Source organism: Micromonospora sp. DH13 (assembly GCF_020873825.1).
In the GTDB taxonomy this organism is placed as follows: domain Bacteria; phylum Actinomycetota; class Actinomycetes; order Mycobacteriales; family Micromonosporaceae; genus Micromonospora; species Micromonospora haikouensis.
Genome location: NZ_JAHWGR010000006.1, coordinates 173,578 through 189,687 on the forward strand (window position 1 = coordinate 173,578; position 16,110 = coordinate 189,687).

Here is a 16,110-nt window from a genome sequence, read left to right on the forward strand (position 1 = left end):
GTCGTCAACCTTCGTTCGCAGGGGTGGGTTCGGGCAGGTGCGCGGCCAGTCGGCCGGGGGTGGGGTGCAGCATCAGTTCCAGGACCTCCAGGTCGACGCCGAGCGCCTCGACGCCGTGCACCAGCCGCATCGCCGTGAGCGAGTCCCCGCCGAGGTCGAAGAAGTCGTCGTCGACCCCGGCGGGCACGCCGAGCACCTCGCCGAACAGCGCGCACAGCCGGGCCTCCCAGGCGGTGACCGCCCCGGCGTGGGCCCCGGCTGCGGTGTCCGCCTCGGCGGCCGGCGGCAGCGGCGCGGGCAGGGCGGCGCGGTCGAGCTTGCCGTTCGGCGCGAGCGGCAGCGCGGCGAGTTCGACGAGCGCCGCCGGCACCAGGTACGCCGGCAGGCTCGCCGCCAGCTCGGCGCGCAGCCGGGCCGGGTCGAACGGGGTCCCCGGCTGCGGCACCACGTAGCCGACGACGCGGCGGATGCCCGGCACGTCCTCCCGGACCGTCGTCGCCGCGGCGGCCACGCCCGCGCAGCGGGCCAGCGCGGCGTCGATCTCGCCCAGCTCGACGCGGAAGCCCCGCACCTTCACCTGCTGGTCGTCGCGCCCGTGGAACACCACCTGGCCGGCGGCGTCCCAGGCCGCCCGGTCGCCGGTGCGGTACATCCGCTCCCCCGGGCCGCCGAACGGGTCGGCCAGGAACCGCCCGGCGGTCAGGGCGGGCTGGCCCAGGTAGCCCCGGGCCAGGCCGGCGCCTGACAGGTAGAGGTCGCCCACCACGCCCGGCGGTACGGGGCGCAGGCAGCCGTCGAGCACGTGCACCCGGGTGTTCCAGATGGGCCGGCCGATCGGCACGTACGCCGGGCGCGCGCCGGCCGGCACGGGCCAGTACGTGACGTCCACGGACGCCTCGGTGGGCCCGTACAGGTTGTGCAGCTCCGCGCCGCAGGTGGCGTGGAAGCGGTGCGCCAGGTCGGGGTCGAGGGCCTCGCCGCTGCAGATGACCCGGCGCAGGCCGGCGCAGTGCGCGGCGACCGGCTCGGCCAGGAACGCGGCGAGCACCGACGGCACGAAGTGGGCGGTGGTGACCCCGTGCCGGGCGATCAGCCGGGCCAGCCGGGTCGGGTCGCGCTGCTCCTCGGCGTCGGCGACGATGACCGCCGCGCCGGTGGACAGCGGCCAGAACATCTCCCACACGGACACGTCGAAGCTGAGGCTGGTCTTGTGCAGGACCCGGTCGGCGGCGCTCAGCCCGTACTCCTGTTGCATCCAGCGCAGCCGGTTGACGATGCCGGCGTGCGGGACGACCACCCCCTTGGGCCGCCCGGTCGAGCCGGACGTGTAGATGACGTAGGCGGGGTGCTGAGGGCGCAGCGGGGCGCGCCGGTCCCGGTCGGTGGGTGCGGTGGCGGGTTGCCGGTCGAGCAGGTCCACCACGGCCGGGTCGTCGACGGCGACGCAGCGGTCGGCGGGGCAGCCGTCGGCGACCAGCTGGCCGGCGGTGTCCCGGGTCGCGACGACGCAGACGGCCGCGCTGTCGCGGACCATCAGCGCCCGCCGCGCGGCCGGGTAGTCCGGGTCCACCGGCAGGTACGCGGCGCCCGCCTTCACGGCGGCGAGGATCGCCACGAGGCTGGCCGGGGAGCGGGGCAGCCCGACGGCCACCACCCGCTCCGGGCCGGCCCCGCGCGCGATCAGCAGGTGGGCCAGCCGGTTGGCGGCGGCGTCGAGGGCGGCGTAGCTCAGCTCCTCGTCGCCGCAGCGGACGGCGACCGCGTCGGGGGTGCGCCGCGCCTGCGCCTCGACCAGCCCGGCGAGGGTGAGCGGCGGGGCCGGGTCGGCCGGGTCGTCGGCGGCCCCGACCGGGTGGGCGGTGTCGTTGGCGTCCGCGAGCAGGCGCAGTTCCGCGCCGGTGAGCGGGGCGAGCCGGGCCACCGGGGTGGCCGGGTCGGCGACGACCGCCCGCAGCAGCGCCGCCAGCCGTTCCAGCACCGCCGTCGCCGTCGCCGCGTCGACCAGGTCGGGCTGGTGGCTGACGCGGACCCGCATCCGGGTGCCGGGCAGCACGACGACGGCCAGCGGGTAGTGGGTGGCGTCGCGGCCCGCCACGGCGGTGATCCGGGCCTCGCCCACGGCCGGCGCGCCGTCGAGCGCGACGGGGTAGTTCTCGAAGACGTACAGGGTGTCGAAGAGGGTGCCCTGGGTGCCGGCGAGCCGCTGCACCGCGCCCAGCCCGAGGTGCTGGTGCGGCACGAGGGCCGACTGTTCGCCGTGCAGCCGGGTCAGCAGGTCGCCGAACGTCTCCCCCGGGCCGGTGCGCACCCGCACCGGCAGCGTGTTGAGGAACAGCCCGACCATCTGCTCGACGCCGGGCAGGTCCGGCGGGCGTCCCGCCACCGGCGTGCCGAACACGACGTCGGTGCGGCCGGTGAGGTAGCCGAGCAGCACGCCCCAGGCCCCCTGAAGCACGGTGTTGACGGTCACGCCGCGCGCCCGGGCCAGGGCGGTCAGCGCCGCCGTCAGCTCCTCGTCCAGCTCCAGGTCGGCGTCGCGCGGCAGCACCGTGGGGTGCGCCGCGCCCGGCCCGGCCAGCAGGGTCGGCTCGGCCAGCCCGCCCAGCGCCTCCCGCCACGCCGCCTCGGCGGCGGCCCGGTCCTGCCGGGCCACCCACGCCAGATAGCTGCGGAACGGCGCGGGCGGCGGCGGGGCGGCGGCCCCCCGGTGGTGCTCGTAGGCGGCGATGAGGTCGCGCACCACCAGCGACAGCGACCAGCCGTCGAGGAGGATGTGGTGGTGGGTGAAGTCGAGGCGGTGCCGCCCGGCGTCGAGCCGGATCAGGCTGAACCGCAGCAGCGGCGGCCGGGCCGGGTCGAACCGCCGCCGCCGTTCGGCGTCGGCGATCCGGGCGGCCTCGGCGTCGCGTTCCGCGTCGGGCAGCGCCGACAGGTCGGTCTCCTGCCACGGCAGCTCCACGCCGTCGCCGATGACCTGCACCGGTGGGCCGGCGAGCCGCTGCCGGAACGCCGCCCCGAGGTGCGGGTGCCGGGTGAGCAGGTCCCCGGCGGCGCGGCGCAGTGCAGCCGCGTCGAGCGGGCCGGTCAGCTCCAGGGTGAGCTGGGCGGTGTAGACGTCCGCGCCGGCCTCGGCGTACGTGGCGTGGTAGAGGATGCCCTCCTGCAGCGGCGCGAGTGGCAGCAGGTCCGTCAGGCGCGGGTACTCGGCCCCGATGGCGTCGAGTTCGGCCTGCCCGACGTCTACCAGGTCGAAGTCCGACGGGATCCGGCCCGCCGCCGGTGCCGCCGCGCTGTCGGCCAGCACCTGTAGCGCGCGCAGCCACGCGTCGGCCAGCTCGCGGACCCGGTGCTCCGGCACGGCGTCGCCGGCCCAGGTCCAGGTGGCCCGCAGGTGGGGACCGTCGGCGGCGTCCATGGCCACGGCGTTCAGCGACACGGCGTGCGGCAGCGGCATGTCCGCGTCGACGTCGCCGCCGAGGGCGTCCTGCGCGATGGGCGTCCAGTCGGCCTCCGCCGCGCCGCCGCCGAGCCGGCCGAGATAGTTGAAGCCGAGCTGCGGGCGGCCCAGCCCGGCGAGCTCGGGGCCGGTGGCCGGGTTGAGGTGGCGCAGCAGCCCGTACCCGATGCCGTTGTCGGGCACGGCCCGCAGCCGCTGTTTGACCTCCCTGACGACGGTGCCGACGCCCGCCCCGGCCGCCCACACGTCCGCCCAGTCCACGCCGGCCGGGTCCACCCGCAGCGGGAACAGGCTGGTGAACCAGCCGACGGTGCGGGAAAGGTCGACGTGTTCGGTCAGCGGCTGCCGGCCGTGGCTCTCGACGTCGACGAGCAGCCCGCCGGGCCGGGCGGACGCGACCGCGATGGTCAGCGCGGCCAGCAGCACCTCGTCGACCCCGGCGTGGAACGCGTCGGGGACGCGGCGCAGCAGCGCCGCCGACAGCTCCGCCGGCACGGTCTGGGCCAGGCTGCGGGCGGTGCGGGCGGTGTCCCGGGCCGGGTCGGCCGGGCGGGTGCCGACGGGCGGCGGGGGTGTCGCGAGCGCCCCGCGCCACAGGTCAAGCTCGGCGGTGCGCGCCGGCCGGGCCGCCTCCTCGGCGAGCAGCGCCGACCACCGCCGGTACGAGGTGGTGACCGGGGCCAGCTCGGGCCGGGTGCCCGCCGACGCGGCGGCCCACGCGGCGGCCAGGTCGGGCAGCAGGATCCCCCAGGAGGTGGCGTCGACGGCGAGGTGGTGGGCGGCCAGCAGCAGCCGGCCCCGGGCCTGCGGGCCGGCGTCGAACCAGACGGCCTGGAGCATGACCCGCGCGGCCGGCGCGAGCCGGGCCTGCGCCGCGCGGGCGTGCGCGGCCACGACCACCCGCAGGGCCGGCTCCGGATCGGCCGGGTCGACGGGCACCCGGGTCAGCACCGAGGCGGCCGGCACGCTGCCCGGCGCGGCCACGTCGAGCCGCCACGGGCCGTCGGGGCAGGACGGCCGGTCCAGCCGCATCCGCAGCGTGTCGTGCCGGTCGAGGACCGCCTGCACGGCGGCGCGCAGGTCGGCCTCGGTGAGCCCGGCCGGCACGCGCACCACCATCGACTGGTAGTAGCCGTCCACCGGCCCGCCGGCCGCCCGCAGCCACTCCATGATCGGCGTCGGGGCCAGCTCGCCGACCCCGTCGTCGGCGCGGGCGACGGCGGCGTCGCGGGTGCGGTCGGCGGCGACGTCGGCGGCGAGGTCGGCGGCGGCGGCCAGCCGCGCGACGGTCGGGTGGGCGACGACATCCCGGGGCCGGATGGCCAGCCCCGCGCTCTGCGCCCGGCTCACGAGCTGGATCGAGGAGATGCTGTCGCCGCCGAGACCGAAGAAGCTGTCCCGCACGCCGACGGTGGGCACCCCGAGGACCTCGGCGAACAGGTCGCACAGCAGCTTCTCGGTGGCGGTGCCGGGCAGGTCGTCGCCGGGCGCGGGCTCCTGGCCGGGCGCGGGCAGGGCCAGCCGGTCGACCTTCCCGTTGGGGGTCAGCGGCAGGGCGGCGAGCCGCACGAAGATGTTCGGCACCATGAACTCGGGCAGGTGGGCGGCGACGAAGGCGCGCACGGCCGCCGGGTCGGGGGCGGGTCCGCCCGCCGTCCCGACCAGGTACGCGACCAGCTGCCGGCCGCCCGTGCCGACCTCGCGGACGACCACCGCCGCCTGGGCGACGGCGTCGTGGCGGGTCAGCACCGCCTCCACCTCGCCGGGCTCGATCCGGTGCCCCCGCACCTTCACCTGGTCGTCGACCCGGCCGACGAACTCCAACTCCCCGTCGGGACGCCAGCGCACCAGGTCGCCGGTGCGGTACATCCGCTCGCCCGGCCCCGAGTACGGGTCGGCGACGAACCGGGTCGCGGTCAGCCCCGGCCGGCGCAGGTAGCCGCGGGCCAGCGCCCGCCCCGACACGTACAGCTCGCCGGCCACCCCGGCGGGGACGAGCCGGAGGCTGTCGTCGAGGACGTACACCTGGCAGTTGCGCACCGGGCGGCCGATGGGCACGGCGGCCCCCGCCCCGACCCGGTCGGCGCGCAGGTCGGCGCTGATGGTGGCGCACACCGTCGTCTCCGTCGGGCCGTACGCGTTGAACATTCGGCGGCCCGGCGCCCAGCGGGTCACCAGCTCGGCGGGCAGCGCCTCGCCGGCCAGCACCAGGGAGCGCAGGGTCGGCAGCGGCTGCACGGCGAGCTGGGTGAGCACCGCCGGGGGCAGCGTCGCGTGGGTGACCCCGTGCGCCCGGACGCACTCGGCGAGCGGCTCGCCGACGAGTAGCCGCTCGGTCGGCACGACCAGCGCCGCGCCGCAGGTCAGCGCCATGCACAGCTCCCAGAAGGAGGCGTCGAAGCTGGGCGAGGCGAACTGGAGGACCCGGGCCCGCCCGTCGACGCCGAGGTGGGCGGCCTGGGTGGCGGCGAGGCTGCTGATGCCCCGGTGGGTGACGACGACGCCCTTGGGGCGGCCGGTGGACCCGGACGTGAAGATCACGTACGCGGGGTGCGTCGGCAGCAGGGGGACGCTGCGGTCCCCGTCGGTCGGGTCGCGGTCGGGGCGGCCGGCCAGTTCCGCCGCCAGCGCCGGGTCGCGCAGGTCGAGGCGGGGCAGGCCGGCGGCCTCGGCGGCGGCGCGGGCCACCGGCGCGGCGTCCGCCCCGGCGAACACCACGCAGGCCGGCTCGGCGTCGGCCAGCATCTGCTCGACGCGGGGACGCGGATACTCCGGGTCGACCGGCAGGTAGCCGCCGCCGGCCTTGGTGACGGCGAGGATCGCGGTGACGAGGTCGATGCCGCGCGGCAGGGCGAGCGCGACGAGCCGCTCCGGGCCGATCCCCCGGGCGACGAGCGCGTGGGCGAGCCGGTTCGCGGCGGCGTTCAGTTCGGCGTACGTCAGCCTGCGCGCGCCGCAGCGCACGGCGACCGCGTCGGGGGTGCGGGCGGCCCACGCCTCCACCAGGGCCGGCAGCGTCGCCACGGGCACCGGGTCGGGGTTGCGGGACTGGGTCGACAGCCGGTGCCGCTCCTCGACACCGAGCAGGTCGAGCCGCCCGGTGCGGGTCGCCGTCGCGGCGGGCAGGTCCGTCAGCAGCCGGGTGAACCGGCGCAGCAGGCCCCGGGCGAAGGCCGCCGGGAACAGGTCCGGCCGGTACGACAGCCGCAGCCGCAGCCGGGTGCCGGCCGCCGCGTTGAGGCTCAGCGGGTAGTGGGCGGCGTCGTCCGCGCCCGCCTCGACGCGCAGCGGCCCGCAGCGCAGCTCCCCTGACTCGGGGAAGTTCTCGAACGCGACGCAGGTGTCGAACAGCTCGCCCGTCCCGGCGACCTTCTGCACGTCGGCGAGGCCCAGGTGGTGGTGTTCGATGAGGTGCGCCTGCTCGTGCTGGATCCGCGTCAGCAGCGCCGACAGCGGTTCGTCGCGGCGCAGCCGCACGCGCACCGGCACGACGTTCATCAGCAGGCCGAGCATGCTCTCCGCGCCGGCCAGCTCGGGGGGCCGCCCGGACACGGCCGCGCCGAACGTCACGTCGGAGCGCCCGGTGAGCTGGCCGACGAGCAGCGCCCACGCGGCCTGGACGACGGTGTTGACGGTGAGGTCGTGCCGGCGGGCGAACGCGACGAGGTCCGCCGTGTCCTGCGGCCCGAGTTCGCCGGGCAGGCTGCCCGGCCAGACGGGGGCGCGGGTGGGGTCGGCGGGGGCAACGAGGGTCGGCCCGTCCAGGTCGGCCAGCGCCGCCCGCCAGGCCGCCTCGGCGCGCGGCCGGTCCTGCGCGGCGAGCCAGGCGAGGAAGTCCCGGTACGGCACCGGCGGCGGCAGCGCCGCGCCGTCGCCCCCGTGCTCGTAGAGGGCGCACAGCTCGCGGATCAGCAGGGACGTGGACCAGCCGTCGAGCAGGATGTGGTGGTACGTGACGACGAGCCGGTGCCGGTCGCCGTCGACGCGGATCAGCCGGAACACGATCAGCGGGGCCCGGCGCAGGTCGAAGCGGCGGCCCTGGTCGGCCTCGGTGTGCCGGGCGAGGGCGGCGTCGGGGTCCTCCCCCGGCTCGACGGTCACCTCCGTCCACGACAGGCCCGCCCCCGTGGTGATCACCTGCACGGGCGCGCCGGAGCGGCGTTCCCGGAAGCTGGCCCGCAGGTTGGGGTGCCGGCGCAGCAGCCCTTCCGCCGCGGCGCGCAGGGCGGCGGCGTCGAGAGGGCCGTGCAGGTCGAGGATGAGCTGCGCGGTCTGCACCTCCGGGCCGGCGCTGCGCTGCCAGGAGTGGAACATCATCCCGGCCTGCAACGGCGCCAGCGGCAGGATGTCCTCGATGTTCGACGTCGTCATGACACCGCTCCCTGTTCCGCCGCGAGTTCCTGCTCAAGGTCGTCGATCTCGTCCTGGGTCAGCGAGACCAGCGGCAGGTCCGCCGGCGTGTGACCGCCGGCGGACGGTGTCGCCGAGCTGGCCACGACGGCCTCCAGGGCGGCGTGCCAGTCGTCGGCCAGGTCGGCCACGTCGGTCTCGGCCAGCAGCCCCGCCGGCCACGACCAGGTGGTACGCAACTGCGGCCCGGCCGGGCCGTCGACGGTGACGGCACCGATCTCCAGGGCGTGCGGCACGGGGTCGCCCGGGTCGGCCCCGCCCCGCAGCACGAGGCCCTCCTCCGCCGGTCCCCAGTCGTCCGGCTCGGCGGCGGGGAACCGGCCGAGGTAGTTGAAGGCCACCTGCGGGGCCGGCATCCGGGCGAGCGCGGGGCCGGTCCGGGGGTCGAGGTAGCGCAGCACGCCGTACCCGCCGGCCGGGGGCAGGGCGTTGAGCTGCTCCTTGACGCGCTTGACGGCGGCGCTGACGGTCGGGCCGCCGGTGCGCGCCTGCGCCCCGTCGACGGGGCCCGGGTCGAGCCGGACGGGGTGGATGCGGGTGAACCAGCCGACCGTGCGGGACAGGTCGGCGTCGGGGACGAGCCCGTCGCGGCCGTGCCCCTCCAGGGCGACCAGCACCCCGTCGGAGCCGCCCCGGCCCCGCCGGGCCAGCCAGGGCGACAGCGCCAGGGCCAGCGCGCTGAGCAGGATCTCGTCGACCCCCGTCCGGTAGGCGGCCGGCGCGGTGGTGAGCGCGGCGGAGGTGCAGGCCGGCGACGCGGTGCGGGTGACGCTGCGCAGCCGCCCGTGGACGTCGACGCGGCGGTCGAGGGGCCGGTCGCCCAGGGGCGGGTCGGGCCGGTCCAGCAGCCGCGTCCAGGCGGCCAGCTCGTCGGCGCGGGTCGGCTCGTCGGCGCGGTCTGGCTCGTCGTCGCGGGTCGGCTTTCCGGCCAGCGCCGCGACCTGCCGCGCCCAGCTGCGCAGCGTGGTGCCCGCCGGCTCCAGCTCCGGCCGCCGCCCCGCGTCGAGCGCGGCGCAGGCCGCGCGCAGGTCGGCCAGCAGGATCCGCCACGACACCCCGTCGACGGCGAAGTGGTGCACGACCAGCAGCAGCCGGTTCCCGACGTGCGGGCCGGCGGCGAACCAGACGGCCTGCACGAGTACGCCGTCGGCGGGGCGCAGCCGCTCGCGGGCGGCCCGCGCCTGCGCGGCGATGAGCGCCGGCCGGTCGGCCGCGTCGGCGTCGGCGAGGTCGACGACGCGCAGGCAGTCGTCGGCGCGTACCGCCCCGGCGGGCGGGATCTCCAGCTCCCACGGCTCGTCGCCCGGCCCGGTGCGGGCCCGCATCCGCAGCGCGGGGTGGTGGTCGAGCAGCGCCTGCACGGCCTCGCGGACCCGCTCGACGGTCTGCCCGGCGGGCACCCGCACCAGCATCGACTGGCTGAACGCGTCCAGCGGGCCGCCGAGTTCCTCCCGGGCCCAGGCCATGATCGGCGTCAGCGGCACGGTGCCGGTGCCGTCGTCGGCGGGGCCGGCGTCGGCACCGTCCACGGTGGTCGCCACGGCGGCCAGGGCGCGCACGGTGCGCTGCTGGTAGACGTCCTTCGGCTTGAGCTGCAGGCCGGCGCGCCGGGCCCGGCTGACGAGCTGGATGGACATGATGCTGTCGCCGCCGAGGCCGAAGAAGCTGCCGTCGATGCCCAGCTCGGGCACGCCGAGCAGCTCGGCGAACAGCTCGCACAGGATGCGTTCGGCCGGGGTGCGGGGGGCCGGGCCGGTGAGCGACCCGTCGAGTTCGGGCTCGGGCAGCGCCGCCCGGTCGACCTTCCCGGTCGGGGTCAGCGGCAGCGCGTCGAGCACCACGAGCCGCGCCGGCAGCAGGTACTCGGGAAGCTGGTGGCGCAGCCACTCGCGGACCTGCGCCGCCGTGAGGGTGGCGGAGCCGGCGGGGGTGACGTAGCCGACGAGCCCGGCGCGTCCCGCCTCGTCGGGGCGGGTCACCACGACGGCCGCGCCGACGTCCGGGTGCCGGGCGATCGTCGCCTCGACCTCGCCGGGTTCGACCCGGAAGCCCCGGATGTTGACCATGTTGTCGACGCGGCCGGCGTACTCCAGGTCGCCGTCGGGGCGCAGCCGCACCCGGTCGCCGGTGCGGTACAGCCGGCCGCCGGGCGGGCGGGCGTACGGGTCGGCGACGAACCGCTCCGCTGTGAGTCCGGGCCGCCCCACGTACCCGCGCGCCAGCCGCGCGCCGCCGACGTAGAGTTCGCCGACCGCGCCGAGCGGCACGGGCACGAGCCTCGGGTCGAGGACGTGGGCGGTCAGGCCGGCCACCTCGCGGCCGATCCGGCTGAGGCCGTCGCCGACGTCGTCGGGCCCGAGGGTGCGCGCGGTGACGTGCACGGTGGTCTCGGTGATCCCGTACATGTTGACCAGTCGCGGGCGGTCCCAGCCGTGCCGGGCGGCCCACCGGCGCACCGAGGCGTGCTCCAGGGCCTCGCCGCCGAAGACCACCCAGCGCAGCGCGTGGGGCCGGTCGGACCGGGAGTCCACGTCCTCGAACTGGGCGAACGAGGAGGGGGTCTGGTTGAGCACGGTGACCCCGGCGTCGGTGACCAGGCGGTGGAAGTCCTCGGGGTTGCGGGAGACCCAGTAGGGCACCACGACGACCCGGCCGCCGGTGCTCAGCGCGCCCCAGATCTCCCACACGGAGAAGTCGAACGACGAGCTGTGGAACATGGACCAGACGTCGTCGGGGCCGGCGGTCAGGAACTCCTCGCCCCAGTGCAGCAGCCGGGCGACGGCCGAGTGCGGGACGACGACGCCCTTGGGGCGGCCGGTCGACCCCGACGTGTAGATCACATACGCCGCACTGTCCGCAGTCACCTTTACCGGCGGCGGGACCTCGCCGACCGGCCCCACAACCTCCCCGTCAACCTCCACCACCCGCCACGGACCCGACGGCAACCGGCTTGCCGCACCCGCAGCCCCCAACACCACCGACACACCCGAATCCACCAACATCCACGACAACCGCTCCGCCGGATAATCAACATCCAACGGCACATACGCCCCACCAGCCTTCAACACCCCCAAACACCACACCACCAACTCCACCGACCGCCCACCACACACCCCCACCAACGAACCCCCACCAACCCCCAACCCCCGCAACAACCCCGCCACCACATCCGACCGCGCACCCAACTCCCCATACGTCAACACCACCTCCCCACACACCACCGCCACCGCACCCGGCGACCCCTCCACCCACCGCCCCACCAACTCGTGCACCAGCAGCGCGCGGTCGGCGGGCTCCGGGGGCGGCGCGGCCGCCGCCGACCAGGAGGCGAGCAGGGACCGCTCCGCAGCGCCGGCCAGCGGCTCGCGCAGGTACCGGCGGTCCGGCGCGGTCACCATGTCCCACAGGGCGGCCACGAACCAGTCGCGCAGCAGCCGGACCTGCTCGGCCCGGACGGCGTCGGTGTGGAAGTCCATGGCCAGCAGCACCCGGTCGGAGACCGGGTCGCGGACGACCCCGATGTTGAGCGGGAAGTTCGTCGGCTCGGCGCGGACGGTGGAGAAGCTGCCGATCTTGCCGTCGAGGATCTCGGTGCCCCGGCCGGAGAGCATCTCGGCCATCACGTGGAAGTGGTTGTAGACGAAGTTGACGTTGACCGGCTGGTCCATGCCGAGCCGGCGCTGCATCTCGGCCATGGGGAAGCGGCGGTGCGGCAGCATGTCGCGCTCGGCCGCGAAGACCGCGGCGATCAGGTCCGTCCACCTGCCGTCGGGCAGCGCCAGCCGGAACGGCAGCGTGTTGAGGAACAGCCCCCGCACGTCGTCGCCGCCGGCCTCCTCCGGCCGGCCGTTGGCGGTCACGCCGACCAGCACGTCCGTCGCGCCGGTGGCGTAGCCGACCGTACGCAGGCAGGCCGCGACGAAGAGGGCCTTCAGCGGGGTGCCGCACCGGTTGGCCAGGTCCCCCAGCGCCGCGCAGAGCTCGGGGCTGAGCACGGTCTCCACCGAGCCGTAGCGCTGGCGGGCGTCGGTGGAATACCACCACTCGCCCAGGAAGCGCTGCTCGCCGGGCAGCTCCGGCACGGGCCCGTCGGGCCAGCGCAGCAGCCGGGTGTCCGGCGGTTCGGCCAGCCGCTCGCGCCAGAACCGTTCGGTCTCGGTCGAGGTGAGGGCGGCGCGTTCCAGCTCGACGAAGTCGCGGTACTGCGCGGTCAGCGGCGGGTCCGCCGGCTCGACGCCGTCGCGCAGGCCCTGGTAGACCCGCATGATCTCGCTGAGCGTGGAGTGCAGGCTCCAGCCGTCGAACACGGCGTGGTGCTCGGTGAGCGTCCACTGGAACACGTCGTCGGAGCGGCGGTGCACGTGCATCCGCAGCAGCGGCGGGCGGTCGTGGTCGAACGGGGTGACCCGCTGGTGCTCCAGGTAGGCCCGGACGATCTCGTCCTGCGCCGCCTCGTCGAGGTCGCGTAGGTCGTCGCAGCCGACCGGCAGGACCGCCTCGGCGTGCACGAGCTGCAGCGGTTCGCTGTAGTCGGTGAGCGACAGCGCCGTACGCAGGATCGGGTGCCGGCGCACGACGTGCGCGACCGCCCGGGAGAAGGCGTCGGCCTCGAACGGCGCGCGCACCTTCATGCTGTCGACGTTGTGGTACGGCAGCCGCTCCGGGTCGCGGGTCATCTCGTAGACCATGCCGACCTGCAACGCCGTCATCGGGTACGCGTCGACGAGCCCGCCCGGCAGGTGGGCCCGGTCGGCGGCGTCGACCAGCTCGAACGGGCGGCGCGTCGGGGCGTCGGGGACGTCGACGACCGTGCAGGCGGCGGCGAGCTCGGCGATCGTGGGGCGGTGGAACAGCTCCTGCAGCTCGAAGGAGATGCCGCTGGCGCGGGCCGCGCCGAGCACCCGGATGCTGCGGATCGAGTCGCCGCCGAGGTGGAAGAAGTTGTCGTGCCGGCCCACCTGGACGGGGCCGAGCGCGTCGACCCAGATCTCGGCGAGCCGCCGCTCCACCGGGCCCTGCGGCGGGACGTAGTCGCCGCTGCCGGCGGGGCGGGCCTCCTCGACGGGGTCGGGCAGCCGCCGGTGGTCGGTCTTGCCGCTCGGCGTCAGCGGGATCGCCGCCAGCTCCACGAAGCGCGCCGGCACCATGTAGTCGGGCAGCCGGTCCGCCAGCCACTGCCGCAGCTCGGCGACCGGCACCGTCGACCCGGCCTCCGGCACCACGTACGCGATGAGCTGCGGGGCCCCCGCGTCGTCGGGCCGGATGGTGACGGCCGTGCCGGTGACGCAGGGGAACTGGTGGGCGACGGCCTCGATCTCGGTCAGCTCCACCCGGAAGCCCCGGATCTTGATCTGGCTGTCGGCGCGGCCGGCGTACTCCAGGGTCCCGTCGGGACGCCACCGGGCCAGGTCGCCGCTGCGGTAGAGGCGCGCGCCCGGCTCGTCGCCGACCGGGTCCGCCACGAAGCGTCCGGCGGTCAGTCCGGGCTGGCCGAGGTAGCCCCGGGCGACCCCGGGCCCGCCGACGTACATCTCGCCGATGACGCCGACCGGGCAGGGCCGCAGGTGCCCGTCGAGGACGTGGATCGCCAGGTCCGCCAGCGGGCGGCCGATCTGGGTGAGGGCGCGGGTCAGGTCGTCGGGCCCGACCTCGCGGAACGTGTTGTGCACGGTGGTCTCGGTGATCCCGTACATGTTGACCAGTCGCGGGCGGTCCCAGCCGTGCCGGGCGGCCCACCGGCGCACCGACCCGTGGTCCAGGGCCTCACCGGCGAAGACGACGTAGCGCAGCGCCAGCGGCTCCGGGTGCGACTGCAGGTGCGGGTCGGCGAGGCGGGCGTCGGCGGCCTCGAACTGGACGAACGCGGACGGGGTCTGGCTGAACACGGTCACGCCCGCGTCCCGCACGAGCGCGTACAGGTCGTCGGGGCTGCGGGAGACCCAGTAGGGCACCACGACGAGCCGACCGCCGGTGCCCAGCGCGCCCCACGTCTCCCAGACGCAGACGTCGAACGACGAGCTGTGGAACATGGACCAGACGTCGTCGGGGCCGAAGCTGAAGTCGCGGGCGGCCGAGGCGAACAGCCGGACCGCGTTGCGGTGGGTCACGGTGACGCCCTTGGGGCGGCCGGTCGACCCCGACGTGTAGATCACATACGCCGCACTGTCCGCAGTCACCTTTACCGGCGGCGGGACCTCGCCGACCGGCCCCACAACCTCCCCGTCAACCTCCACCACCCGCCACGGACCCGACGGCAACCGGCTTGCCGCACCCGCAGCCCCCAACACCACCGACACACCCGAATCCACCAACATCCACGACAACCGCTCCGCCGGATAATCAACATCCAACGGCACATACGCCCCACCAGCCTTCAACACCCCCAAACACCACACCACCAACTCCACCGACCGCCCACCACACACCCCCACCAACGAACCCCCACCAACCCCCAACCCCCGCAACAACCCCGCCACCACATCCGACCGCGCACCCAACTCCCCATACGTCAACACCACCTCCCCACACACCACCGCCACCGCACCCGGCGACCCCTCCACCCACCGCCCCACCAACTCGTGCACCAGCAGGTCGGCGTCGTCACCCGCCGCCGACGTCTGGGCCGCCGACCAGGACCGGATCACCGACCGCTCGGCGGCGTCCATCGCCGCGAGGTGTCCGATCGCCAGCCGGGGTTGGTCGAGAGCGCTCGACAGCAGGTGCGACCAGTGCCGGAAGAAGTGCTCGACCGAGTCGCGGCCGAACAGGTCCGTGCAGTACTCGATCTCGATGTCGAAGCGGTCGCCGACGTCGTAGACGGTGAACGTGAGGTCCAGCTTCGCCGTGTCGGTGGGCACGAACTCGCGGGTGAGGAACGACCCGCCGGCCCCCGCCCCGGCTCCGCCCGCGGCGCCGGCCCCGGCCGCCGGCCCGGTCTCGTGGAACGCGAACAGCACCTGCACGAGCGGGCCGTGGCTGGGCACCCGCTGTGGCACGAGGCGGTTGACGAGCCGGTCGAACGGCACGTCGAGGTGCTCCAGGGCGTCCAGCACCGACTCCTGGGTGCGCGCCACGACGGCCTCGAACGTCGGCTCGCCGCCCAGGTCGGTGCGGGCCACCATCGTGCCGGCGAACAGGCCGACCACGTCGAGGAACCGGCTGTCCCCCCGGCCGGCGACCGGCGAGCCGACGACGAGGTCGGTCTGCCCGGTCTGCCGGTGCAGGAAGACGTGGAAGGCCGCCAGCAGCACCACGTACGGCGTGACGCCGCTGCCCGCCGCCAGGGCCCGCACCCGGTCGCGGACGCCGGGCTCCACGGTGAACCGCAGGGTCTCGCCCCGGTAGGTGAAGTCGCGGGGCCGGGGCCGGTCGCGGCCGAGTTCGAGCAGTTCCGGCGCACCCCGCAACTGCTCGACGCGCCGGTCGAGGTCCCGCTGCGCCCGCGGCCCGGCCAGCCGTTCCTGCTGCCGGGCGCAGTGCTCGACGTACGCGGCCCGGGGCGGGGGCGGGACGGGGGCGCCGCCCAGGCCGGCGGCGAGGTCGCGTTCGACGATCTCCAGCGAGAGGCCGTCGACGGCGATGTGGTGGAAGGTGAGGTGGAGCAGCCGCACGTGGTCGTCGACGGCGATCACCGCCGCGCGGGCCAGGGGCCCGGCGCTCAGGTCGAACGGTCGGCGGGACACCTCCCGCACCACCTCGGCGCACCGGGCGTCGCGCTCGGCGGCCGGGCAGTCGGTGAGGTCGTGCACCTCCAGGGGCAGTTCGCGGGCCGGCAGCAGGCGCTGCACCGGCTCGCCGTCGACCTCCGCGAAGGCCGTGAACAACGCGTCGTGCCGGGCCAGGAGGCGGCCGACGGTGGCGACGACCTCCGGCAGCGGTACGGCGTCCCGCAGCCGCCACGACACCGGCACGTGGTAGGCGGCGCTGGCCGGCGTCAGCCGGTCGATGAACCACAGCCGCTGCTGCTCGCTGCTCAGCGGCCAGTGCCGGTCGTCCTCACCCATGGAACGCGGCCTGCTCGGCCTGGTCCATGGCGAGGGCGAGGCTCTTCGGCCGCATGTCCTGCCAGTTCTCCTCGACGAAGCGCAGCGCGTCGTCGCGGCCGCCCGGCCCCCATGCCACGGTCCAGCCCGCCGGCACCTCGGCGAATTCCGGCCACAACGAGTGCTGCGACTCGGCGTTCACCAGCACCAGGAAAGTGCCGTCCGCATCGTCGAATGGATTCATGATCCGCCTCCGGTCCA

General features: G+C 75.9%; 3 protein-coding genes. All 3 read right to left on the bottom strand.

All coding sequences use genetic code 11. From position 1 onward, the window contains the following. Positions 1 to 4: 4 nt before the first annotated feature. Genes LPA42_RS08455 through LPA42_RS08465 form a run of 3 tightly spaced genes read right to left on the bottom strand, consistent with a single transcriptional unit; the run spans position 5 to position 16,093 of the window. Positions 5 to 7,828 carry a non-ribosomal peptide synthetase gene (locus tag LPA42_RS08455; protein WP_077936414.1) on the bottom strand — a complete coding sequence of 2,608 codons (7,824 nt, stop codon included), beginning with the start codon at positions 7,826 to 7,828 and terminating at the stop codon, positions 5 to 7. Beyond that, positions 7,825 to 15,870: a non-ribosomal peptide synthetase gene (locus LPA42_RS08460; RefSeq protein ID WP_228986464.1), complete on the bottom strand. Its 8,046-nt coding sequence runs from the start codon at positions 15,868 to 15,870 to the stop codon at positions 7,825 to 7,827. The genes LPA42_RS08455 and LPA42_RS08460 overlap by 4 nt, the downstream gene beginning before the upstream one ends. Next, positions 15,863 to 16,093: an MbtH family protein gene (locus LPA42_RS08465; protein WP_176734036.1), complete on the bottom strand. Its 231-nt coding sequence runs from the start codon at positions 16,091 to 16,093 to the stop codon at positions 15,863 to 15,865. Before LPA42_RS08465 ends, LPA42_RS08460 begins: the two co-directional genes overlap by 8 nt. Positions 16,094 to 16,110: the final 17 nt, after the last annotated feature.